At 68.0% G+C, this 23,332-nt stretch carries 23 protein-coding genes; 3 read left to right on the top strand and 20 right to left on the bottom strand.

The features are described from left to right. The first annotated feature begins 78 nt into the window (after positions 1–78). Complete coding sequence (locus ASG27_RS26215; protein WP_082486042.1) at positions 79–486, top strand: L,D-transpeptidase; 408 nt, start codon at positions 79–81, stop codon at positions 484–486. Further along, a complete protein-coding gene (locus tag ASG27_RS20545; RefSeq protein ID WP_082486041.1) occupies positions 486–1,025 on the top strand; it encodes a hypothetical protein in 540 nt (179 codons plus the stop codon). The genes ASG27_RS26215 and ASG27_RS20545 overlap by 1 nt, the downstream gene beginning before the upstream one ends. Before the next feature lie 46 nt (positions 1,026–1,071). Here the strand turns inward: ASG27_RS20545 and ASG27_RS20540 are convergent, their stop codons facing one another. The 4 genes from ASG27_RS20540 to ASG27_RS20525 all read right to left on the bottom strand — a co-directional run bounded on the left by ASG27_RS20540 (position 1,072) and on the right by ASG27_RS20525 (position 9,292). Next, positions 1,072–1,686, bottom strand: coding sequence for a thioredoxin family protein (locus ASG27_RS20540; protein WP_056420160.1), 615 nt, complete (start codon positions 1,684–1,686; stop codon positions 1,072–1,074). Between the two features lie 105 nt (positions 1,687–1,791). Beyond that, positions 1,792–4,068, bottom strand: a complete 2,277-nt coding sequence (locus ASG27_RS20535) for a protein-disulfide reductase DsbD family protein (RefSeq protein WP_056420156.1) — start codon at positions 4,066–4,068, stop codon at positions 1,792–1,794. Between the two features lie 255 nt (positions 4,069–4,323). Continuing rightward, a complete protein-coding gene (locus ASG27_RS20530) occupies positions 4,324–8,268 on the bottom strand; it encodes a DUF748 domain-containing protein (protein ID WP_056420154.1) in 3,945 nt (1,314 codons plus the stop codon). Between the two features lie 262 nt (positions 8,269–8,530). Beyond that, positions 8,531–9,292, bottom strand: a complete 762-nt coding sequence (locus ASG27_RS20525; RefSeq protein WP_056420150.1) for an alanyl-tRNA editing protein — start codon at positions 9,290–9,292, stop codon at positions 8,531–8,533. A gap of 58 nt (positions 9,293–9,350) precedes the next feature. On the opposite strand from ASG27_RS20525, the gene ASG27_RS20520 reads away from it, so the two are divergent. Further along, positions 9,351–10,217, top strand: a complete 867-nt coding sequence (locus ASG27_RS20520) for a creatininase family protein (RefSeq protein WP_056420147.1) — start codon at positions 9,351–9,353, stop codon at positions 10,215–10,217. 88 nt (positions 10,218–10,305) lie between these two features. On the opposite strand, the gene ASG27_RS20515 is transcribed toward ASG27_RS20520, so the two are convergent. The 16 genes from ASG27_RS20515 to ASG27_RS20450 all read right to left on the bottom strand — a co-directional run bounded on the left by ASG27_RS20515 (position 10,306) and on the right by ASG27_RS20450 (position 23,216). Then, positions 10,306–10,683 carry a VOC family protein gene (locus tag ASG27_RS20515; RefSeq protein WP_056420144.1) on the bottom strand — a complete coding sequence of 126 codons (378 nt, stop codon included), beginning with the start codon at positions 10,681–10,683 and terminating at the stop codon, positions 10,306–10,308. A 195-nt stretch (positions 10,684–10,878) separates the two neighbouring features. Further along, positions 10,879–11,661: a tripartite tricarboxylate transporter permease gene (locus tag ASG27_RS26995; RefSeq protein WP_156370837.1), complete on the bottom strand. Its 783-nt coding sequence runs from the start codon at positions 11,659–11,661 to the stop codon at positions 10,879–10,881. A 119-nt stretch (positions 11,662–11,780) separates the two neighbouring features. Further along, entirely contained in the window at positions 11,781–12,995 is a 1,215-nt protein-coding gene (locus ASG27_RS20510; protein ID WP_056420142.1) for an aspartyl protease family protein, read from the bottom strand. 83 nt (positions 12,996–13,078) lie between these two features. Further along, entirely contained in the window at positions 13,079–13,750 is a 672-nt protein-coding gene (locus tag ASG27_RS20505) for a histidine phosphatase family protein (RefSeq protein ID WP_056420139.1), read from the bottom strand. Between the two features lie 134 nt (positions 13,751–13,884). Then, positions 13,885–14,460 carry a hypothetical protein gene (locus tag ASG27_RS20500; RefSeq protein WP_056420136.1) on the bottom strand — a complete coding sequence of 192 codons (576 nt, stop codon included), beginning with the start codon at positions 14,458–14,460 and terminating at the stop codon, positions 13,885–13,887. Continuing rightward, positions 14,460–15,002, bottom strand: a complete 543-nt coding sequence (locus ASG27_RS26210) for a type VI secretion system amidase effector protein Tae4 (protein WP_082486040.1) — start codon at positions 15,000–15,002, stop codon at positions 14,460–14,462. Before ASG27_RS26210 ends, ASG27_RS20500 begins: the two co-directional genes overlap by 1 nt. A gap of 99 nt (positions 15,003–15,101) precedes the next feature. Then, entirely contained in the window at positions 15,102–16,088 is a 987-nt protein-coding gene (locus ASG27_RS20495) for a threonine dehydratase (RefSeq protein ID WP_056420133.1), read from the bottom strand. Next, complete coding sequence (locus ASG27_RS20490; RefSeq protein WP_056420131.1) at positions 16,085–16,726, bottom strand: LysE family translocator; 642 nt, start codon at positions 16,724–16,726, stop codon at positions 16,085–16,087. The genes ASG27_RS20495 and ASG27_RS20490 overlap by 4 nt, the downstream gene beginning before the upstream one ends. A gap of 5 nt (positions 16,727–16,731) precedes the next feature. Then, a complete protein-coding gene (locus tag ASG27_RS20485) occupies positions 16,732–17,463 on the bottom strand; it encodes a VOC family protein (RefSeq protein WP_235504092.1) in 732 nt (243 codons plus the stop codon). Beyond that, positions 17,460–18,335: a PhzF family phenazine biosynthesis protein gene (locus ASG27_RS20480; protein WP_056420586.1), complete on the bottom strand. Its 876-nt coding sequence runs from the start codon at positions 18,333–18,335 to the stop codon at positions 17,460–17,462. Before ASG27_RS20480 ends, ASG27_RS20485 begins: the two co-directional genes overlap by 4 nt. A 170-nt stretch (positions 18,336–18,505) precedes the next feature. Further along, positions 18,506–19,369: a PhzF family phenazine biosynthesis protein gene (locus ASG27_RS20475; RefSeq protein WP_056420128.1), complete on the bottom strand. Its 864-nt coding sequence runs from the start codon at positions 19,367–19,369 to the stop codon at positions 18,506–18,508. Positions 19,370–19,380: 11 nt separating this feature from the next. Further along, positions 19,381–20,010, bottom strand: coding sequence for a glutathione S-transferase (locus tag ASG27_RS20470; RefSeq protein WP_056420126.1), 630 nt, complete (start codon positions 20,008–20,010; stop codon positions 19,381–19,383). Positions 20,011–20,013: 3 nt separating this feature from the next. Then, the gene (locus ASG27_RS20465) at positions 20,014–21,234 is read right to left on the bottom strand and encodes an aminotransferase-like domain-containing protein (protein WP_200912459.1); all 1,221 of its coding nucleotides are present in this window, start codon (positions 21,232–21,234) and stop codon (positions 20,014–20,016) included. 66 nt (positions 21,235–21,300) lie between these two features. After that, positions 21,301–21,630: a DHCW motif cupin fold protein gene (locus ASG27_RS20460; protein WP_056420580.1), complete on the bottom strand. Its 330-nt coding sequence runs from the start codon at positions 21,628–21,630 to the stop codon at positions 21,301–21,303. A 60-nt stretch (positions 21,631–21,690) separates the two neighbouring features. After that, positions 21,691–22,605, bottom strand: coding sequence for a DMT family transporter (locus ASG27_RS20455; RefSeq protein WP_056420123.1), 915 nt, complete (start codon positions 22,603–22,605; stop codon positions 21,691–21,693). Next, the gene (locus ASG27_RS20450) at positions 22,602–23,216 is read right to left on the bottom strand and encodes a LysE family translocator (protein WP_056420118.1); all 615 of its coding nucleotides are present in this window, start codon (positions 23,214–23,216) and stop codon (positions 22,602–22,604) included. The genes ASG27_RS20455 and ASG27_RS20450 overlap by 4 nt, the downstream gene beginning before the upstream one ends. Between the last annotated feature and the right edge of the window lie 116 nt (positions 23,217–23,332).

Genomic DNA, 23,332 nt, shown 5'->3' with positions numbered 1-23,332 from the left:
GTGTAAATGTTGGCGGAATGGGCAGTGCGTTCTGTTTGACCTGTGCCTAAACTCTGGCCCTCAATTCAGAGGGTGAGAATGGTGCCACCAAAGAAGAATCCCAGTAAGGTTTCAAAAACAATCATAGTCAATTTATCGCTCCAGACCGTTGAGGCGATGGAGGGCTTGAAAAGGGTCTTTGTTTTTGACTGCGTGACTGGAGACGAAAGTCATCCGACCGACCGTGGGACTTTTAAAATATACGAGAAAAGCAAAATTTACAGAAGCCGCACTTACAACGTGCAAATGAACTACGCCATGTTCTTTACCAGTGATAAGAAAGCATTTCATCAATACCACGGTGCAGTGCCGCTATCCGTGGTTCGCGCAGCGAGGGGCAAGTTGGGCGAATGGTTTGGCTCGCATGGGTGCGTAAGATTGTTAGAAAACGATGCCAGGTCTCTGTTTGACTGGGCTCCAAAAGGCACTATGGTGCATGTTTTCTAATGAAAAAAGCCTTTGTCTATTCAGCTTTGCTTTTTTTCGGCTTTGCCTTTGGGGCGGGTTCCATGGTCTTCTATTCTGCAATGTGGCCGGGCGGATATCCCGGGGTTGGCGACATGGAAGTTTTGAATTTCGAAAGATCTCCCGGGCTGGTGTACTACTTCAAAAGTGATCGCATTTCACTGGTGGCGCACCGAGCTAACAACGATGATCCCTTTTATCTGCATGTTGTTGCCAATGGCAAGTCCAAACATTGCCTCGGCAGCCCGGATCTGGGCGGCTTCATTGAGCAAATGTCCTCCCTCAAGCCCAAAAAATTGGTCGAGGCCAAGGACATGACGACCCTATTCCCTATATTCCTGGGTCGAATAGAAATGCTGGACGGCACAGTCAATATCAGCAACGAGCCCGTCTTGTTCTTTTCGTCAAAAGATGGCGAGCGGATCGCCGCTCAGTACATGGACGTGAGAGGCGAAGTGGAAACGTCCAAAGACCTGTTCAAAGCACTGGAGGCGGGGTGCTCGAAGCTGGCCATGCATTGATGAATCCAGCTTGGACTCTGAAGCCTGTCGATTCGTCCGGCGGCGCCTACGACTTGTACTTGATGCTGCACCCATACGGCTGCGTCGTCGCCGCAGAAATCGGTTTGCCCGCCAACGCTTCCGACAGCCCCACCTTCACATAGTTGGTGGCCTTCTCGATGTCGGCCGGGCGGGCCGAGGGGATGCTGTCGATGCCGCCCGCGTACACCAGCACGCCCTGCGGGTTGACGATGTACATGTGCGGTGTGGTGCGTGCGCCGTAGCTCTTGCCCACGGTGCCTTCCTCGTCCATGAGCACCGCGGTGGGCTGGGCCTTGCGTTCGGTGAGCCAGGCCGTGAGCCGGGCCGGCTCCAGGTAGTCGCTGCTGGCCTTCTCGGTGGAGTTGACGGCCAGCCACACCACGTTCTTGCCGGTGGCGTCCTTTTGCGTGGCGGGCATGTTGCCGCTGTCGTAGTGCTTGCGCACGAAGGGGCAGCCCGGGTTGGTCCACTCCAGCACCACATGCTTGCCCTTGAAGTCCGACAGCTTCACGGTCTTGCCGGTGGCGTCCTTGAGCGTGAAGTCGGGGGCGGGCTGGCCCACGGTGGTGGCGGCCTGCGCGGCGCCGGTGGCGAACAGCGCGGCGGCAGAGGCAATCAGCGTACGGCGAAGCAACTTCATGGCGGAATCTCCTTCGGTAGATGGCTAAGGTGAACAACGACAACACGACGAACAACGCGCCGCACGGAACCCAGCGCAGCCTCGTGGCCGCGCTCTTCATTGCCTTTACAGCTGGGCGATGGTGGCGCGCACCTCCTGCACGCTCAGCACTTCGGTCAGCACCACGGGCGCCTTGCCGGCCCGGTAGAACACGTACACCGGCACGCCGTTGCGCCCCAGCTGGGCCAGCGCGGCGGTGATGGCCGGGTCGCGGCGTGTCCAGTCGGCGCGCAGCAGGGCCACGTTCTTGGCGGACAGGTCGGCCAGCACGTTGCTATCGGCCAGCGTCGTCTTCTTGTTGTACTGGCAGGTCACGCACCAGGCCGCGGTGAAGTCCACGAACACGGGGCGGCCGCTGGCCACGATCTGCTCGGCCGCGCCGGGCGCCCAGGCCTGCCACTGGGGCCCGCCAGCGCTGGTGGACTGCGCAGTGGGAGCGGCCGACACGTTGGTGATGTGCGGCCCGAACGACCAGGCCAGCAGCGCGAACGCGGCGACCGACACCGTGGCCATCCAGCGGCGTGCGCGGCCCGCCAGCGACAGCGACCAGGCCACCAGGCCCACGCCCACCAGCAATATAAGCAGCGCGCCCGCGCCGTCGATGCCGCTTTGCTGCCCCAGCACCCACACCAGCCACACCACGGTGGCAAACATGGGGAAGGCCATGAACTTGCGGAAGGTGTCCATCCACGCGCCGGGGCGGGGCAGGGCCCGAGCCACGGCGGGGATGAAGCTCGCGGCCAGATACGGCAGCGCCAGGCCCAGGCCCAGCACCGCGAACACCGCGAGCGCCTGGGGCACCGGCAGCGTGGCCGTGAGACCCATCGACGCACCCATGAACGGCGCGGTGCAGGGCGAGGCCACGGCCACGGCCAGCACGCCCGTCAGAAAGCTGTCGGCCACCGGGTGGCGCGCCTGCAGGCTGGCCACCGACGACGGCAGAAAGTGCCCGAACTCGAACACCCCCGCCAGGTTCAGCCCGATCACCGTGAACAGCGCGGCAAGTGCGGCCACCACCGCGGGCGACTGCAGCTGAAAGCCCCAGCCCACCGCCTCGCCCGCAGCGCGCAGGCCCAGCATGAGCGCGCCCAGCAGCACGAAGGACAGAACGACCCCCGCCGTGTACGCCAGGCCGCTCAGGCGGTGCGCGCGGCGGTCCTGCGCGTGCTGGGTAAAGCCCACGACCTTGATCGCCAGCACCGGAAACACGCAGGGCATGAGGTTGAGGATGAGGCCGCCCAGCAAGGCCCCCAGCAGCGCGGCCGACAGGGTGAGGGTGGAGGCGCCGGAGCCCGCCAGCGGCGCTCCTCCCGCGCCGCCTGCGGCCTGGGCTGCCTGCGCCGCATTGGCCTTGAGCGCGGCGTCCAGCGCGGGTGAGACGCTGGCCACCGCCGCGCCCTGCGGCCAGGTGCCCAGCACCTTGAGTTCTGCGCGGTAGCCGGTGCGGGTGTCGGGGCGCGTGCCGTGGGCGGCTGCGCCTTGCTCCGCAGCCCGTTCGGCCAGCACGACGGGCATCAGGCTGGGGCTGCTGCTGCGCTGGGCGGCCAGCGGAATTTTTGCCGTCCACACGCTGCCGTTCCAGGCCTGCGTCCACTGCGCTGCGTTCTCGATGACTTCGCTGGTTTCCGGGAACAAATCCAGGGTCTTGCCGCGCAGCGCCACCGGCAGGCCGTGCACGCTGACCTGCAGCGCGTTGCCGTCGGCGATCTGCGCCTGGCTGTCCGGCACGATGCCGTTGGTGCCCGCCAGCACCGGCTGGGGCTGCGCCTTGGCCGCCGCCTCGAACGCGGCGCCGTTGAGCGCCGTGGTGCTGCGCAGGGGCAATTGCAGGGTGAACTCGCCCTCTTCGGGAATGCACTCCTTGCGGCACACCAGCCAGGAGGCGCGCAGCTGGATGATGGCGTCCTTGGCGAGCGGGCCGGCGGCAAAGGTGCTGGCCACCGTGACGGGCACGGGCAGCAGCACCGTGCCTTCATAACCGTAGTTGGCCAGCGTGCCGATGGGGATCTTCCTGGGCAGCGGCCAGGCGATCTCGCCCGCGTCCAGCCCGGCGGGCAGCGTCCAGGCCAGGTCGGTGGGCAGGCCGGAATCGCCCGGGTTCTTCCAGTAGGTGTGCCACTCGGGCTGGTGGGTGATCTGCAGCCCCAGCCACAGCGGCTGCCCCGGCGCCACGCCCTGGGGCGCATGGGCCATCAGCTCGGCCCGGACGTACGGCGTGGTGACCACGCTGGTCCCCTGGCCTGTCGTTTTGGGGCTGAATTGGGCGTTGGCGCTTGTCCAGAAAGCGCTGGCAGCTATCAAAAGCAGAGTAACTGCAAGGCGGTTGAGCAGGCGTGAAGGCATGGTTGCAGTGTGGGAGCGGGCGCGGCGCCGTTGGTTCCGGCCCGCTCCGTCGATTCCGGTGGTCCGCCATTGTGCGCGGGGCAGCCCGGCCGTTGAAAATCGGCGCGCCACGGCCCCGATGTGCTGGGGGGATGTAATCCCCGGTCATCCCCCTTCCAACCGGCGCTGGGCCACCGCCAGTGCACCCGTGGATCTGGCTGCGCCGGTCCACCGGGTGCGTCCCCTTGGGGGGAAGCCGCGCAGCGGTTCAGCGGACTACCGAGCCTCGAGGCTCAGATCCGCCCGCGGCGTCCACTTGTCGGGCTGGTTGCCCGACTTGGGCGCCGCCACGAAGAGCCGCTCGGCCGGCAGCTTCTGCGCCACCAGATAGCTGCGGATCGCCTGGCCGCGGTCGTGGGCCAGGTCGGCCGCCATGGCCTCGGTGGCGCTCTGGTTGGCCAGCAGCAGGGCTTCCATCTCGGGCACGGTGAGCTCCTTGGCCAGGCCGACCAGGTTGCGCGGCTTGGCCATGTCGGCGCGGCGGTACACCTCCTTGAGCAGGGCGGGGTATTCGGCGGCCGACACCGGGCTGCTGTCGGCAGGGTTGGCGCGGCGCTTTTCGGCCAGCACCTGTTGCTGCAGGCGCTCGCGCTGCAGGCCTTCGCGCTCGTCCTTCAGGCTGGCCATGCCGGTCACGGTGATCTTGAGCGCTGGCCGGTCGACCAGGGCCTTCACCACCTTGTCCAGGTTCTGCTTCGCATCCGCCGAGAGCGCAGCGCTGCCGGGCGCAAAAGCCACGTGGCTCATCTCGCTGCCGCCGCCGAAGGCATTGGCCAGCAGGCTGAACGGAGCAGTCAGCGCCTTGCCGATGAGGTTGACGATGACCCGGCCGATGACCGGCCCCAGGCGGAACTGCGGGTCGTTCAGCGAGCCGCTGATGGGCAGGTCCAGGTCGATCACGCCGTCGCGGTCGGCCAGCAGCGCCACGGCCAGCTTCACCGGCAGGCTGTTGGGGGCGCCCTGCACCGGCTCGCCAAAGGTCAGCTGGTTGAGCACCAGCCGGTTGCTGGCCGTGAGCTGGCCGCTGGGCAGCACCTTGTAGTTCACGTCCATGCTGAGCTTGCCGCGCTCGATGCCGTGGCCGGCGTACTTCACGGCGTAGGGCGTGAGCGGCGGCAGCTCCAGGTCGCGCACCTTGCCCACGATGTCGAGCGCCAGCGGCTTGGCCAGCGGGTTGAGCTTGCCGGTGATCTCCAGCGACGCCGAGCCTTCCGCCCGGCCGCGCAGTTCGAGGTCCGCCAGCACGGGCTCGCCGCCGGGCGTCTCGGACGAGAAGGCGCTCAGCTTGCCGGTCAGCTCCGACAGGTCGGCGGAGTAGTTGGGCTTGATGAAAAAGTCCGAGAACAGCACCTTGCCGTTGACCAGGCTCACCGGCCCGAACTGCACCACAGGTGCCAGCGGGTCGGCCTTGGCGACGGCAGCGCTGGCGGGTGTGCTGGCAGCGGCTGCTGACGCGGCGGCAGGCCCGCTGGCCGAGGCTGCGGCGGTGGCCGCATTCGCTGCACTGGCCGCGTTGGCTGCCTGCGCCTCGGCGGGCGTCTTGGCGATGTCGGTCAGGTTGATGCGGCCCGCCTCGTTCACCGTGATGCGCGCGAAGAAGTCCACCAGGCTGGTCTCCTTGACCTCCACGCGCGGCGCGGTGCCTGGCGCGGTGGCCACGGACAGGCCGCGCAGGTTCAGGCTCTTCCAGGCCAGCAGCTCCTCGCCCACCTGGGCTTCGGTCTTGGGCGTGGAGGCGGCGGTGCTGTTGGCCGTGAGCTCATCGATGGCGGCATCGCCCGCCAGGCGCAGGCTGGGGCCCTTGTCGCCCAGTGCCAGTGCAACCTGGCCCTTGAAGCCCACATCGGCCCGCAGCAGCTCCACCGACAGCTGGCTGGCCAGGTAGCCATCCAGCGCATGCAGCGGCACCCGCGCCAGGTCGAGCTTGCCCTGTGCTGCCAGCGGCTGCAGGGCCAGCGTGCCCTGGTAGTCGATCTTGCCGGCCTCGGGTTTGCCGTTGCCTTTGCGGGGTGCGGCAGCGCGTGCGGACAGTTGGAACGCCTCGGGCTTGCTGCCGTCGCTGGCCAGGTTCTTGGCGGTGATGTTCAGTGCCGACAGGTCCAGCGCCACAGGGCGGGCCTGGGCGTTGTCGGCGAACGTGACGGTGCCGCCTTCCACCGCGAGGTCGGCCACGCGCAGCTTCCAGGGCGCAGGGGTGGAGGTGCTGGCGCTGGTGGCGTTCGTGGTGGCGGTACTCGTGCTGTTGCTGCTGCTGCCACTGCCACTGCCACTGCTACTGCTACTGCTACTGCCACTGCTGTCGACGGCCGGTGTCGGCGCGGGGCTGGCGGCCTTCGTCCAGCGCTCGAACATCCACCGCCCGTCCGTGCCGCGCTCCACCGCCGCCAGGGGTTGGGACAGGGTCAGCCTGGCCAGCGTGGCCGTGCGCGCATCCAGCGGCACCTGCACGCCTTCGACCGCCAGCTTGGTCAGGCCCGCCACCGTGGTGCGGCCCTGCTTCACGGCCAGTTGCTCCAGCGCCAGCGGGCCGGCGGTCAGCGTCACGCCCGTGGCACCGGCCTGCGCCGCCTTGGCGCCGGGCGCCTCCCACGCCACGCCCAGGTCGCCGGTGATCAGGCCTGCCACGGTGGGCTCCAGCACCTGCGCCAGGTAAGGCGCGGCCAGTTGCAGCGACAGCGCCTGCGCCGACGCGTTCACCTGCGCCTTCTGGTCGGTGGCCTCGCCGGTGAACTGCAAGCCGCCGTCCTGCAGCTTGAGCCCGCCCTTGAAGCTGAAGGGCTTGACGAGCGGCAGCGCCAGGTCCGCCATGTCGAGCGTGAAGTCCGTGGCCTGCAGCGTGGCGGCGGGCCGGGTGCCTTGGTCCGACCACCGCACGGTGCCGCCGCGCACCGCGGCGCGGTCCACGCGCACGGCCCAGGCGGGTCGTGCGGCGGCTGGCTTGCTGACAGCCTTGCTGGCACCAGCGCGTGGCGCAGAGGCCGCCTGGCTTGCACTGGGGGATGGCGCAGAAGCTGCGGCGCTGGCGGTGGTCTCGGATGCCGACGCCGTCGATGCCGACGGCTCTGCTGCCGATGTGGGGCCGGTGGTCGTCGATGCTGTCTGCGCGCTGGTGGCTGCCGGGCTCGGCGCCAGCTGCGCCCAATTGATCCGGCCCGACGCATCGCGCGCCGCCGTCACCACGGGCGCGGTCAGCTCCACCTGGCTCAGGTGCACCACCTGCTCCAGCGGGCGCACATCGGCCATGTCCACCTTCAGTCGCTCGTACGACAGCAGGTCGCCGCCCTGGCGGTCGGTCAGCCGCACATCGCGCGCCTGCACGGTGCCGGTCAGCTTCACGGACATGCGCGGCGCCTGCTCGAAGGCCACCTTCACGTCCACATCCAGCGTGGCGTCCTGCACCTTGACCGGCAGGCTGGCGGGCAGGTAGCCCAGGTAGGGGGGCAACCGCAGGCCGTCCAGGCGAATGCTCGCATCACCCCGGCCCGTCTGCGCAAACGGCGTGCCCGCTGCCGACGAGTCGAAGCGGCTGCCGTTGAGTGCAAAGGAGAGGTGGGGCTCGACCTTGACCTCGTGCTGCGTGGACAGTGTGCTGATGAACGGCACCTTCAGCGCCAGGTCCCGCACCTCGTGCGTCTTGCCCACGCTCTGGTCGTTGAAGTCGATGCTGCCGCCCGTCAACGCCAGGTTGTAGAGCGCCAGGCGCGCCGGGCCGCTGTCGGGCTCGCCCGTGGGCGCTGTGACCTTGGCGATGATGTCGTCCACGTCGTACCGGCCGTCGCTCAGGTGCGTGACACGCAGCACCGGGTTCTCGACGGTGAAGGCGTCCACCACCGGCGCGAAGCGCAGCAGCGACTGCAGCTCGCCATCCACATACACGCGGCCGATGGTGAGCTGCGGCGGCGCGCCCGCAGCGCCCGCCACGGCGATATCGCGCAGCGCGAGTTCCAGCGTCCAGGGTTTGAAATCGATGGCGCCCACGGTGACCGCACGGCCCAGTTGCGCGGTGGCCGCACGCTCCAGCGGGCCCTTGAGCAGCGGCGGCACGGCCAGCCAGGCCACCGCCCACACGCCGATCAACCCCGCCAGCGTGCAGGCCGCAGGGCGGAACCAGCGGTGCTGGCGGATGGAAGCGAGAGAGGCGGGGCGCAGGGCAGGCGGCATGGCGGCAGATTCAGGGGGCGCCGCGGCCCAGGCAGAGGCCTGGAAGGCAAGACAGACAACAGGCAATACAGCCGCGCGCGTGGGTCGCTATTGTCCCTGTTGTGCAAAAGCCTGGGTAAGCCATTGCAACGAAGGCGCGGGCCCGGTTCACGATTGTTGACGTTGGGCCTTCTCGCGCTTCGAATCCCTCTGCACCGCGCAGCGGGGGCAACGGGTGCTGTGCTTCTGGAGCAGCCTCACCGGGCGTGCTTCTGGCGTGGCCTCACTGGGCGAAGCCCAGCACCACCCTGCGGGTGGTGGCGCTCTTCTTCTCGATCTTGGTGACCACGATGGCGCCGATCTCTGCCGTGTTGGCCACGTGCGTGCCGCCGCAGGGCTGCAGGTCGATCAGCGGTGTGCCGCCGTCACCGCCGTCACCCCCGATGCGGATGGTGCGGATGCGCCCCGTGCCGCGCGGTGGCTGCACGCTCATGCTCTTGACCAGCGTGGGGTTGGCGTCCAGCTCCTCGTCGCTGATCGAGGCCACGGTCAGCGGGTGCGCGGCAGCCACCAGCGTCGCGATGGCGGCGGTCAGTTGGTCCTTGTCCAGCGGGTCGGTCATCGCAAAGTCCAGCCGCGCATAGTCGGGCGTGATCGAGCAGCCGTTGACCAACTGCGGCACCACATGGCACAGCAGATGCGACGTGGTGTGCAGCCGCATCATGCGGTGGCGGCGCTCCCAGTCGATGCGGGCGGTGACCGCAGTGCCAGCCGCCAGCTGCGCCAGGCGGTCTTCCTGCCCGGGGGCTGGAACATGCACGATGTCGCTGGTCGGCTTGCCCTCGGCGTCCTTGCCCTTGCGGGTGTCGGCAATCGCGATCTCGGTGCCATCCGCCAGCACCAGCACGCCGCTGTCCCCGGCCTGGCCGCCGCCCAGGGGGTAGAACACGGTCTGGTCCAGCACGATGCCAGCATCGGTGATGGCGGTGATGTGGGCGCTGCATTCGCGCAGGTAGGCGTCTTGTCGAAAGAGGTCGTGGGTCATGGGTGCAATGGTAGCGCCGGGGCCCCACCACGGCCCCCGCGCGGCTACCATGGCGGGCATGACTGCCGCTGCCGCTCCCCTATCCGCCATGCCGCCACTGCCCTCGCGTTTCTGGGCCGACCTCTCGACACGCGACTTCGCGCAGCTGAAAGCCTCCGGCCAGGCCGCGCACACCGTGGCCGTGCTGCCCGTGGCCGCCATCGAGCAGCACGGGCCGCACCTGCCGCTGTCGGTGGATGCCACCCTGCTGCAGGGCGTGATCGACGCCGCGCTGCCGCAGCTGCCCGCCGACCTGCCGGTGCTGTTTTTGCCGCCGCAGAACGTGGGGCTGAGTCCGGAGCACATCCGCTTTCCCGGGACGCTCACGCTGTCGCCCGCTACCGTGATCGCGCTGTGGACGGAGATCGGCGAATGCGTGGCGCGCGCCGGCATCCGGAAGCTGCTGCTCTTCAACGGCCACGGCGGCCAGGTCAGCGTGATGGACATCGTGGCGCGCGAGCTGCGCACCCGCTGCGACCTTATCGTCTACAGCGCCAGCTGGTTCAGCCTGCCGCTGCCCGATGCAGTGGCCGGGCAATTCAGCGCGCAGGAGCACCGCTTCGGCATCCATGCGGGGGAGATCGAGACGTCGATGATGCTGCACCTGGCGCCTGGCACCGTGCACATGGAGCATGCGCGGGACTTCCGCTCCACCTCGCAGGACCGGTCGGAACAGTACGCCATTCTGGGCAACGGCAAGAGCGCCAAGCTGGGCTGGCAGATGCAGGACTACCACCCCGCCGGCGCGGTGGGCAATGCTGCGGCCGCCTCTGCGGACAAGGGACAGGCCGTGGTGGCGGCTGCGGCGCAGCAGCTCGTGGCGCTGCTGCAGGAGGTGTATGCGCTTCCCCTGTCAACGCTGGTGGACGAGGTGGGCGCGCCCTAGCTGTGGTGACAGGACGGCCGCGCAGGCACTCATGGCGTCTGTTCGCTGCGCACGTCGGGCAGATGGTAGGGAGCGTGCGAGTGCCCCGCTACGCCAAGCGCCACGGCGGGTTCTTGCGGTTGTCACCGGCCCGAAACAGGCAGATCACATTGCCGGACGGGTCCGCCAAGCGTGCTTCGCGCCAAAGCCAAGGCTCGTCTTTGGGGAGCTGTGTGAACTGGAATCCCGCGGCTTGCAAAGCCGCCACCCTCACGTCGAGGTCGGCGCATTCAAAGTACACGACAACGCCCGTCTCACGTGGGCCCCCATGGTCTGCGTGCAGCGAGAACGTAGCGTCGCCCTCCGGGCACTCGAAGCGGGCGTACCGGGGTGGAGCGTGAACGATCAGCAGAAAGCCCATGTGGCGATAGAACGCCACAGCTTCGTCGAGGTCCGCGACAGGCAACGTGATCTGGTTGAGATTCATGAGAGATTTTCTTTTTTCTGCCCCTGTTTGCGCCAAGGTATCTGACAGGGCATGGAATGGGTCACCAAAAGCTGGGGTTGTCCGGGTTCCACCGCGCTGAGCACGCGCGACATGAGTTGCACATGTCGCGCGATGTCGTTGCAGCGCAGAGGCTTTATGAGTCTTTGGGCCTTGCGCCCTTAGCGCCTGTCAGCTTCAACCTTGTGCTGGTTCCCAAGTCTCTCGGGCTGGGCGAGGTCTTTTTCCGCGCCTCAGCAAAAGCAGACGTACAGCCACCCCCAGCACACCCACAGCCAACATGCTGGCCACGATGGGCCGGTCCAGCACGAGTGGCAACCATTCACCCCGGCTCAGCAGCAACGCTCGCCTCAGGTTTTCTTCCAGCATGGCAGATGCAGACAGGCCGACCAGCAGGGGCACGACGGGGCAGTCGAGTTGCAAGAAAAGCATGCCCAAGGCCGCCAGCGCTACACAGGGCCACAGCAGGTCGGGCGTCAACCCATACCATGCCAGCAGCCCTGCACACCACGCTGTCGCGAAAGGGCCCGTCCAGGCCGGGCGCTGCAGCCATCCCGCGGTGGCAATGAAAGCGCCTGAAGCAGGCCAAAAGCCCAGGCAAAGATACACCGTGCTCCAGAGCCTTGTGCTTCGGGGGGGCGCATTGGAATGCGGTGGCGGCGGTGGGGCGTCCGGTCTGGGGATGAGGTGTTGCGCGATGTGGGGAACGAGCAGTGCGAAAATCCCCAGGCAGGCCACAACCACGGACGGGTCTTCGTGCAGCAGTGCAAGACCTGTCATACCGCGCAGGTCACCGGCTGGGTCTTGTCCTTGGGTGCCGAGCAACAGGCCCAGCACTGCCATACCGCTGGAGCGGGGCAGTGGCTGTGGCGCAGCCAGGCAGACCCCCATCAGCAGCAGGGTCAAGGTGGCCGCATATTCTGCAGATCCGAACCGAAAAGCAATGTCTGCCCAGGTCATGCGGGTCGCCTCTCCGCGATATGTTGGAGGAGGTTGTCGTGGCAGGTCGCTGTGAGCATGGGGCGAGATTCTCGCACCGGGGTGCCGCCCGCCGGGAGCATGAAAGGCCGCACCGGCGGCTACACCAACTCCCGCAGCACCATCGTCACCACCCGCTCCTGCCCGCTGGCACCGCGCAGGCGCAGCGCAACGGACGTGCCCGGCTCGCCCGCCAGCTGGGTGCGCAGCCAGATCGCATCGGTGGCTGCAAGTTCACGCCCCTGCACGGCCAGCAGTGATTCGCCCCGGCGCACGCCCGCTTGCTCGGCCGGGCTGCCGCCCACCACGTCCAGCACATCGAACCGCTCGCCCGTCCACCGTGCCACCAGGCCGCTGCGGGGGCCGGCAAAGGGCTCGGCCAGGGCGGCCTGGGGCTCCAGATACAGCGCACCGCCCGCCGCATCGATGGTGACGGCGAAGCGCTGCCACAGTGCGCCCCCCAGGTTGCCCATCCAGGCGTCGCTGCCGAACAGCCCGCCCGTGGCGAGAGACAGGTGCACCGGCACGCGCGGCAGTTGCCAGGGCCCGATGTCGAACGTGGGAAGGCGCGCCACATCCGCCCAGGTGGTGCCGCCCACGCTCACGCCGGTGAGCATGCGCACCGAGGGCTGCAGCGCGGCGCGCAGGCCCAGCCGCTCCACCACCGGGCGAAACAGCGTCACGGCCCCGGCGTCGCCCGTGTCGACAGAAAACCAGCCTGCCTGCCCGGCTGCGGTGGCTTGCACCAGCATCTTGCCGCCCGGCAGCACCCGCAGCGGGAGCAGCACGGCTGCAGGCGATGGGGCAAGACGGCCGGGTGCGGCCAGCGTGGCCTGCGCGCGGCCGTAGTCCAGGCGCACCGAGAAGGCGCGCCAGAACGTGGCGCCCAGGATGCCGTCGTAGTCGAACTCGACTGGCATGGGCACGACGAACGCAACTTCGCGCTTGAGGTGCAGCGCTTCTCCCACGGCAAGGTCATCCACCACCGTCCAGGGAACGGGCTCGTCGGAGGCTTCGGCGCCCGAGCTGGGCACCCGCTCGGTGGACAGGCGCAGGCCCAGCAGCTGTGCGGTGCGGGGCGTGAGCACGTTGTGGTCCGCGCCCGTGTCGAGCAAGAACCGCAGGGGCTGCCCGTTGACGCGCACGGCCAGCGACACATGGGTTTGCCGGCGCTCCAGGGGCACGGTGAAGGGGCCGGGCGGCGGCACCACCTCCGCCTCTGCGCCCAGGCCCAGCGATCCGCCGCAGCCATTCAAGCCCGCCAGCGGAAAAGAAGACACCGCCAGGGCACGGCCCAGGACTTCGCGACGGCGCATGGCAACTCCCGTTGTTTGAGAGTTGCTATTAAACAGTAAAAAATTATTGTTTTACAGAAATTTATTGCAAGTCCGCGCAATGCTCAGGCGTGCGTGATCCAGTCCAGGTGCGGGCCTTCATTCAAATGCGGCAGGGTGTTGAACGTCTGCATCATCAGCCGCTTGGGCGCGATCGAGAACTCCGTCACTGCGCTGTTGCGGATGCGCATGTTGAGCGCAATGGTGACCTCGGGCGCTGTGCCCAGCACCTCGCCCACCGCAGCAGAAATGGGCCCGCCGCTGCTCACCATCAGCACGTTCTGGCCCGCATGGTGGTGGCGCACATGGTCCAGCGTGGCGCGGATGCCGGCCGAGAAATCGTTCCAGCTGGGCATGCCCTGCGGGCTGATGACGCCGGCCATCCATTGCGCCAGCGCGTCGCACAGGATGCGAAAGTGCTGGCGGTACTTCTCGGGGGTATCGGCAGGGCCCAGGGGCTGGGGGTGGATGGCGGCGATCAGCGCATGGCTGTCGTACTCATTGAGGGCCGGCAGCTGCAGCGCCTCGGGTGCGGTCTGCAGGCCTTGGGCAATGCCCTCCAGCGTCTGCGTGTGGCGGCGCAGCGTGCCGGTGATGACGGCGTCGAACACCAGGCCGCGCGCACGCCAGTACTCGCCCAGGCGCACCGCCTGCTCGCGCCCGCGCGGGCTCAACTGGTCGTAGTCATCGGCGCCAAACGAGGCCTGGCCATGGCGCACGAGGTAGAGGGTTCCCATGCGGCGGATTGTGGCCAGGATGACAGCAGTGGTTTGTTACCTAAGCGACAAGGCTGTCGGTGCGATGGCTGTTTGGCGTCTTGCGCATATTCGGTGGGTTACCGGCATCTCAACACCAGCCATCCCGTTGCTGGTTATCGAAAAAAGCGTCTTGCACAGGATGCTGGAAAAGCGTTGATGGCATCCGATGGCGGGACGCCGAAGTCCTCCAATGGCAATCGCTTGAATGCCGGCCAGTCGGACGCCGCAATGTTGAGTTCGCCGCTGCCACAGAAAGCCCGCAGTCGGGGTGGGCTCAGGTCGCAGCGGATGTCTGAGAAGATGCATCGTTGGCCTGCTGACACGCCAAGCGCGGGCACAGCGTGCTCCGCGACGATCACGAAGCTCAGGTCCTGGTTGGCTTGCAGGGGCGTGGGCTGTGTCTGTTTCCACAGGAAGATGGCGGCGCTTGGAATGACAAGCACGCACGCCATCCACACCATTGCGGAAGTCCGCAGGCGGCGAGGGCCGTCGCCGCGGGTCATCAGTCCGCAACCGATCAGGATGAAGGCCACAAAGAGACATCCAATGAAAGCCAGCAATTGCATCGTATTGCAGCCGCTGTCGCAGTCGCCGGAGCGAAAAGCACTCAGGATGAAGTAGCCGCTGACCAGGCTGGCAATGGCCGCGGCAATGAGGAGCCGGGCGAGGCTGCGAACGGAGACGCGCATCAGGCAAAAGGCCAAAAAACGACTGACCTGGAATTCTCCAGGTCTGAGTAGACAGAAGGTATGCGGGCAATGCCGATGGTGAAACGGGCGAAGGTTTGCCAGGATGGCGTCAATCGGTCCATGTTCCACAGGTCGATATGGTCGCCGGTGGGTTGTCTCTCACCTGCGCGAAGCCAATAGTCCTGAAAGAAGACGATGCCTTTCCTGGCTGCAAGGTTCTTTTGAAACCCTTTTCCCGAGAACTGCAGAGGCTCCGGGCAGCCTGGGAAAGGCCTTGTTTTCAGCCAGTTTGCCAACTCCTGAGCCCTCAAGACCATCCCGTTGGCTCTGGGCCCGAATTGGCAGCGTGGGCCTTTGAAGGTCACAAAATGGACACCTGATCTTTCAAGGGCCATGCCAACGCGAATAGCGCATTGGTTATCGTAGGCCTTGGTTCGGGTCGTGGGGTTGACGCAGGGATCCTTGCTGGGATAGTGGCCCCAAAGCGCATCGAATGAGACGGGGGTGAGGGGGTTGGCTCTGGATGTCTTGGGGTCTGCCATGGATGGAAAGTGCTCAGTGGAAGGTCGCGGTGCTGCGTCCAGGAATTGCAGCACCGACCGACTGAAATGAGCCCCCAAATTGCAGGCATTCAGCGCTGTTTAATGGCGAAGAACTTCCCCGAACATGGGCGCATCCACATTGCCCCCCGTCAACGCCAGCCCCACGACCTTCCCCGTCAATGCACCGCGCTCCTGCAGCGCCGCCGCCAGCGCCGCAGCACCCGCCCCTTCGGCCACGTTGTGCGTGTCCGTAAAGATCGCGCGCATGGCTGCGGCCACCTCGGCGTCGCTCACCTGCACGATGTGGTCGATGTGCGGCGCGATGATGGACAAGGCCTCGGCGTCGGCCACGCGGCAGGCCATGCCGTCGGCCAGGTGCGTGGTCACGGGCGCCTCGACCACGCGGCCGGCGGCCAGCGAGTCGGCGTAGGTGGTGGCGTGGCTGCTGACCACGCCCACCACGCGCACGCCGTGGCCCAGCGCCAGCTTGGCGGCAATGGCCGAGCAGGCACCCGAGCCCTGGCCGATGGGCACGTAGGCCACGTCCATCTGCGGCACGGCGCGCAGGAATTCCCACCAGTAGGTGCTCACGCCGCGCAGCAGGTCGGGGTGGAAGCTGGGCACCATGTGTGCGCCGCGCTCGGCGGCCAGCTGGATCGCGAATTCGCGCGCTTCCTGAAAATCCGCGCCGTGCTCGATGAGCGTGACGCCCAGGGCGCGCATGGCGGCGTTCTTCTCGACCGAGTTGCCCTGTGGCACGACGATGGTGCAGGCCACGCCATGGCTGCGCGCGGCCCAGCCCATGCTCTGGCCGTGGTTGCCGCGCGTGGCGCTGATCACTTCGCGGGGCATGGCACCACGCTGTGCGAGCTGGTCGAAGTAGGTGAGGCCGCCGCGGATCTTGAAGGCGCCGACGGGTGTGTGGTTCTCATGCTTGAGCCAGCAGTCGGTGCCCAGGCGTTCGCTCAGCAGGCCCCAGCGGTACTGCGGCGTGGGCGGGAAGTCGCGGTACACCACCTGTGCGGCGGCTTCGATGTCGGCCAGGGTGGGCAGCAGCGCGGTGGCGGGGTCGAGGCGGGCGTTCATGCGGCGGCTTTCTTTTCGGTGAGGAGTCGGAGTGCGAGCAGGCCGAGCACCGTGCCCATGAAGTAGCGCTGTGCCCGCATCCACGCGGCGTTGCGATTGAGGAACACGGCCACGCGCGCGGCGCACAGGATGAGCAGTGCGTTGACGACCGCGCTGGTGGCGATCTGCACGCTGCCGAGCGTCAGGCTCTGCAGCAGCAGCTGCCCGCGCTCGGGGTGCAAAAACTGCGGGAAGAACGACAGGTAGAACATGGCGACCTTGGGGTTCAAGAGGTTGGTCATGAAGCCCATGAGGAACAGCGTGCGGGGGCCGTCGTGCGGCAGGCTGCGGGCCTCGAAGGGCGCGGCGCCGCCGGGCTTGACGGCCTGCCAGGCCATCCACAGCAGGTAGGCGGCGCCGGCGTAGCGGATGGCGTCGAAGGCCAGCGGCACGGCGGCCAGCAGTGCGGTCAGGCCCAGTGCTGCCGCCAGCAGGTGCACCAGAAAACCCAGCACCACACCGCCCAGCGAGACCAGCCCTGCACGCGGCCCCTGCGTGAGGCTGCGCGAGACGCAATAGACCATGTTGGGCCCGGGCGTGAGCACCAGCACCAGCGCGGCCAGTGCAAAGATCAGCAGTTCCTGTGCAGAAAAGAGCATCGTGGTTACTCCGGTGTGAATGACGATACGGCGACCGGTCCGCGTGGCGTGGCCAGTTGCGCCGTGAGGCGGGGGGCGCCACCTGCGGCGATCGCTACCTGCGCTGCCACGCCGATCGCCTCGCACGCCGCCTGCAGCGTGGCCGCCTGCGGGTGCTGCAGCGCCAGCGATTGCAACTGCACGCCACTGGCGGGCAGGCTGTCGCACGGGTGCACGGGGCCCCACTGGATGAGCGTGGGCAGGCAGCCGTCCATCAGGCGCAGGCCGTCTTCGCGCACGGTGATCTGCCACTGCAGCAGGCCCTGTGCGGTGGGGCGGCTGGCGGCGATGATCTCGCCGCGGTCCAGGTCCTGCGCGGCCAGGGCGGCGCACCGGTCCTCGACGTCAGGCACCGCGGCCACCCAGTGGATGAGTTGCGGCCCGTGTTCGGCCACCTGCTGCTGCAGCGTGGCATCGTCCATGTCGAACCACCGCCTGGCGCTTTCGGGTCTTGCGCTGGCAGCTCCTGGATTGATAGCAATCACCTCCAGGTAGGCGCGCGGGTGCGCCGGGCTGGAGACATTGAGGATGCGGTTGTGCGTGCCCATCAGCGGGTGCTCGCCACCCGCCGTGGGGGTGATGCCCAGCGTGCGTTCGCACCAGGCCACGCCCGACGCCAGGTCCGCGGCCAGCACGACCAGGTGGTCCACGCACGCGGCCGGGGTGGTGCCCGGTGCCGTGCCTGCGGGGGCGCTCACAGCAGCACCTCGCCCGACACGCAGGTGACCGAGCTGCCGCCGACCCAGATGGTGTCGCCGTCCTGCTGCACGAACACGCGCCCCGCGCGGGCCAGGCACGTGCCCTGGCTGGCCACGTACTGCGCGGGGGCCAGGCCCGCGCCGATGAGCCACTGGGCCAGCGCGGCGTTGAGGCTGCCGGTCACCGGGTCTTCGGCCAGACCGTTGTTGCCGGGGAAGAACGCGCGCACTTCGAAGGCGATGCCCTCGGCGTCCGTGCTGCCGATCACACCCACCTTGCCGCGCGGGCCGACCACGCCCACATCGAGCTTGCCCAGGATGCTCGCATCCGGCTTGAGCGCCAGCACCTGCTCGCTGCTGCGCAGCATCACGCCGCGCCAGTTGGGGCCGTTGTCGCACCAGGCGTGGTGCAGGATGTCGCTGCGCGCCACGCCCAGGCCGCGGGCGATCAGGGCCACGTCGTCTTCCGCCAGCGGGCCGCTCTTGATGAGCGCAGGCGCTGCGAACGCCAGGCGCTCGCCGTCCTGCCGCAGCGTGACCAGGCCCACGCCGCATTCCTGCACCACGGTGCCCGCCACCTGCGGCTGGCCGCCGGCCTGCAGCCAGGCGTGGCAACTGCCCAGCGTGGGGTGGCCGGCAAACGGCAGCTCGCGCCCCGGGCAGAAGATGCGCACGCGGTAGTCGGCACCGGCCGCCCGGCCTTCGGGCGTGGGCGGCAGCAAAAAGGTGGCTTCCGACAGGTTGGTCCAGTTGGTGAACTCCTGCATGGCCTCGGTGGTCAGGCCGGTGCCATCGAGCACCACGGCCAGGGGGTTGCCGCGGTAGGGCTGGTCGGTGAAGACGTCGACTTGCTTGAAAGGGCGCTGGTGCATGGTGCTCAAAGTCCTGGTGTCGATGGGTGATGAAAAAAATGGAAGAGGGGGCAGAGGACGGAAACGCCGGGGGCGCGACCGGCACTCTCGCGGCGTTGCTGCTGTGGGTTCGGTCGGCCCTTGGGGCCGGGTGGATCAACCGCTGGGGAGCGGGGCGATGGACAGTGAATTCACAGCAGCACGGTCCCTTCGATGCAGGTGACGGCCTGGCCGCCGACCCAGATCTGCCCGGCATCGTCCTGTCGAATGTTCACGCGCCCGGCGCGCCCCAGGCATTCGCCCTGGGCCACGAGGTAGCTTCGCGGTGCCAGGCCGTCCGCGATCAGCCACTCCGCCAGGCTGGCGTTCAGCGTGCCGGTGACCGGGTCCTCCGGGTTGCCCATGGGCGCGGCAAAGGCGCGCACCACGGCGCCGGGCTGGCGCGTGTCGCTGGCCTGCGGGCCGACGTGGATCACGCCCACGTCCTGGCCCAGGTCCTTGAGGCGCGCATGGTCGGGTGTGAGGCCGAGCACCGTCTGGGCGCTGTCGAGCAGCAGGCCCAGCCACACCGGGCCGTTGTCCAGCATCTGCGCGCCGCGGATCTGCTGCGGGCGCACGCCCAGGGCGCTGGCAACCAGCGGCACCAGTGCCGGGCTGGGCGCGCTGCGCGTCAAGGGCGGCGCGGCAAAGGCCAGCGTGCTGCCGCTGTGCTCCACGCGCACCAGGCCCAGCGCCGATTCCTGCATCACCATGCCTGCCACGCGCGGTGCGTGGCCAGCCTGCAGCCAGGCGTGGCAGGTGCCCAGCGTAGGGTGGCCGGCAAACGGCAGTTCGCCATTGGGGCTGAAGATGCGCACCCGGTAGTCCGCGCCCGCCGCACGCCCCGCCTCGGTGGGGGGCAGCAGGAAGGTCGTCTCCGACAGGTTGGTCCAGGCGGCGAAGCGGCGCATGTCGCTGTCGCTCAGGTCCAGCGCATCCAGCACCACCGCGACGGGGTTGCCATAGCCGGGCTGGTCGCTGAACACGTCGATCTGCTTGAAGGGGCGCTGGTGCATGGGGTGTGCGCTCAGGACAGGGGTTGGTCGAGAACGCCGAGTGCGCCGGTGCGGCTGCTCACAGCCTGGTACCATCGCTCCAGGTGCGGCCGCGCAGGACGCTCCTGCGGCAGGCCCCACCAGCGGTGGATCTCGCAGCCCACGGGGATGTCGGCCATGGTGAAGCGCTCGCCGGCCATGAAGGGCTGGCGCGCCAGGTGGGCGTCCAGCATCGCCATGAGCGGCTCGGTCACGGCCACCGATGCGGCAATGAGCGCGTCATTGCGCTGAGCGGCGGGTGTGCGCACCCACTGCAGGAAGGCATCGCGCCCGGCGGGGTTCAGCGTGGTCTGCTGCCAGTCCATCCACTGCTCGGCCACGAAGCGCGCGGGCAGGTCTTCGGGGTACAGGTTGCCCAGCGAATGCCGGGCGCACAGGTAGCGCACGATGGTGTTGGACTCCCACAGCACCGCGCCCGTGTCCTCGTCCTCGACCAGCGGCACCAGGCCGTTCGGGTTCAAGGCCAGATAGCGGGGCTCGCGCACGATGCCGAACTGTCCGCCCGCATCGGTGCGCTGCACCGACGGCAGGCCCAGCTCCTGCACGGCCCACACCACCTTGCGCACGTTGATGGACGACATGCGTCCCCAGAGCCGCAGCATGTGTCAGCCCTTGGCCTGCGCCGCCAGCTGGTCTTTGATCGCACCTGCCAGCGCCGCGATGCCGGTGGCGATCTGCTCCACGCTGGAGGTCACGAACGACAGGCGCAGCGTGCGCTGGTCGGCGTTGTCGGCATAGAAGGCAGCGCCGGGCACGAAGGCCACGTTGCGCTCCACGGCCTTGGGCAGCAACTCCACCGCGCTCATGCCGTCGGGCAGGCGCACCCACAGGAACATGCCGCCGTCCGGGCGGTTCCAGTGCACGTCCAGGCCCTGCATCTCCTTCGTCAGCGCAGCCAGCATGGCTTCGCACTGCTGCTTGTACAGCGCGCGGATGGTGGGCACGTGGCGGTCCAGGAAGTTGCCCTTCATCACCTCGGCCACCAGGCGCTGGTTGTAGCCGGGGGTGTGCAGGTCGGCTGCCTGCTTGGCCTGCAGCAGCTTGGGGTACACCGCCTTGGGGGCCACGACGAAGCCCAGGCGCAGGCCGGGGGCCAGCACCTTGGAGAACGAGCCCATGTAGATGCAGCCATCGGGGTTGCGGGCCGTGAGCGGTGCGGGCGGCGGGTTGTCGAACCACAGGTCGCCGTAGGGGTTGTCTTCGACCAGGGGCAGGTTCAGCTCGGCCGCGGCCTTCACCAGTTCGGCGCGGCGCGCATCGCTCATGGTGCGGCCGGTGGGGTTCTGGAAGTTGGGCAGCACATACAGGAAGCGGGCCTTGTCGGCACCGGCGCCCACCTTGGCCTTGAGGTCGTCGACCAGCACGCCTTCATCGTCGCTGGCCACGGACACCACGGTGGGCTCCATGGGCGTGAAGGCCTGCAGGGCGCCCAGGTAGGTGGGTGTTTCGACCAGCACGCGGCTGCCTTCGTCGATGAGCACCTTGGCGATCAAATCCAGCGCCTGCTGCGAGCCGGTGGTGATCAGCACCTGGTCGGCATCCACGTCCCAGGGCAGGAAGTCGGCGATGGCCTGGCGCAGCGGGGCATAACCTTCGCTGGCGGCGTACTGCAGCGCGGCGGGGCCGTCGTTGGCCAGCACGGCGGCCGAGGCTTCGGCAAAGGCCGAGACCGGGAAGGTCTTGGGCGAGGGCAGGCCGCCCGCCAGGCTGATGATGCCGGGCTTCTCGGTGACCTTGAGGATCTCGCGGATGACCGAAGGGTTCATGCGCTCGGCGCGGCGCGCCAGGGTCCAGGTGCCGGTGGTGGGAAGGTCGTTCAGTTTCACTGTTGTTCTCCTTTGGGCAGCCTCGCAGCGGCCGCCCAGGTTGCTAGGTCGTCTTCAAAAAATCAGTCAGTCCACGATGAACAGCGTGGCCCCGTTCGGCGCGGTGGAACGGTGTGGTTCCGCATTGTCCGCCACCTGGTAGCTCATGCCGGGGGTCAGCGTGAAGGTGCGGCCGTCTTCCAGCTCGGTGTGCAATTCTCCGCTCAGGCACAGCAGCACGTGGCCCTTCACGCACCAGTGGTCCGACACATAGCCCGGCGTGTATTCGACCATGCGCACGCGCAGGTCGCCGAGCTGCTGGGTGCGCCAGAACGCCTGGCCGGCCTGCGCGCTCTTTTCCTCGCGGGGCAGGGCCGACCAGTCGGTGGTGGCGAACGGGATGTTGTGCATCTGCATCTTCTGGGCTCCTTCAAACGCGCCGCGGCCTGGATCGCGGCGCACAGGGGGTGCTGGCGGTCATGCGGCGGCTCCCTGGTGGACGGGCATCTTCTTGCCCACAAAAACGGTGGCGATCACGGCCAGTGCGAAGCAGGCGGTCATCAGGTCCAGCCGCTCGCCCAGCAGCGGCACGGCGAACAGCAGGCTCAAAAAGGGCTGCACCAGCTGGATCTGGCTGACCCGCACGGCGCCCAGCGCCAGCGCGCGGTACCAGGCAAAGAAGCCGATCCACATCGAGAACAGCGCCACGTAGGCAAAGCCCGTCCAGGCCATTGTGCTGACCGCGCCAGGCACGGCGGGTGCGAACCAACAGGCCACCGGCAGTGTGAGCGGCAGGCTCAAGGCCAGCACCCAGCAGATCGCCTGCTCGGCGCCCAGGCTGGGCGTGAGGCGCGCACCGCCGATGTAGCCGAAGGCGCCCGTGGTCATCGCGATGATGAGGTAGATGTTGGCCGCGCCCAGGTAGAAGCCGCCCGCACGCCAGGCCATGAAGCCCAGCACCAGGCCGCTGCCCACCACCGCGCACACCCAGAAGCCCGCCGAGGGCCGCTGGCGGTACCACAGCGCGCCCAGCACCGCCGTGGACAAGGGCAGCAGCGCCGTGACCACCGCGCCGTGCGTGCTGGGCACGTGGCGCAGCGCCAGCGCCAGGAACAGCGGGAACCCGACGATCACGCCGAACGCGGTCACGCCCAGCAGGGGCCATTCCGCGCGGCGCGGCACGTTCAGTTGCCCCCGGCCGCGTTGCCACGCGAGATACGCCACGGACAGCAGCCCGGCCACCGCAGCACGGCCGAAGGTGACGAACCATGGCGACAGCTGCGGTGCGTCCACCGGGCCCACGGCCAGGCGCGTCATCGGCAGCGTGGCCGCGAACAAAGTCACGCCCACCAGGCCCCAGACCAATGCTTCGCGTTCCTGGGCGTGGTTCATAGGGTGAGCATCCACACGGCGGTGATCACCAGCACCAGGGCCAGGGCGCGGTTGAACCAGAGCAGGCGGGTGCCCTGGGCCAGCCACTGGCGCAGCAGCGAGCCGACCAGGGCGTACACGAAATTGCTGGCGAAGGCGAACAGCATCATCACCACGCAGATGATCGCCAGGCGCTCGCCCGGGTTGGCGGCCGGCTGCCCGGCCGCGTTGACCACCCAGCCCGCGCTGAGCGTGAGCGCCAGCATCCAGGCCTTGATGTTCACGAACTGCAAGCCCACGCCCTGCCAGAAGGTCACGTTCAGGCGGGCACTGTCCACTTCGGCCAGTTGGCCGGCACGGCTGAGCTTGTAGGCGAGCCACAGCATGTAGGCCACGCCCAGCAGCGTGACGCCCCAGCGCAGGGCGGGCACGCCGGTGATCAGTGCGCCCAGCCCCAGGCCGCTGGCGAGCATGAGCAGCGTCCATCCCGTGGGCACCGCAAAGCAAAAGCGCAGCGCGCGCCGCAGGCCCAGGTTGGCCGCGAGGGCCGTGGACAGCGTGGTGTTGGGCCCCGGCGAGAAGCTCATCGCGGTGCAGAACAGCAGCAGGGCAGTCAGTTCGGGGGCGCTCATGGTGCGGGAGGGGCGGTGTTCCGGGTGGGGAAACTTGTCAACGATCAGGCTTCAATGTAATCTTGTGCGTCAGTACACAACCAATACAGTTAAGCAACGCAGTTCGCAATCTGTAT

Origin of the sequence: Acidovorax sp. Leaf191, from assembly GCF_001424425.1 — a bacterium.
Taxonomy (GTDB): domain Bacteria; phylum Pseudomonadota; class Gammaproteobacteria; order Burkholderiales; family Burkholderiaceae_C; genus Acidovorax.
Note: the sequence above shows the minus strand (reverse complement) of the source record. Positions and strands in the feature narration are given on the sequence as shown.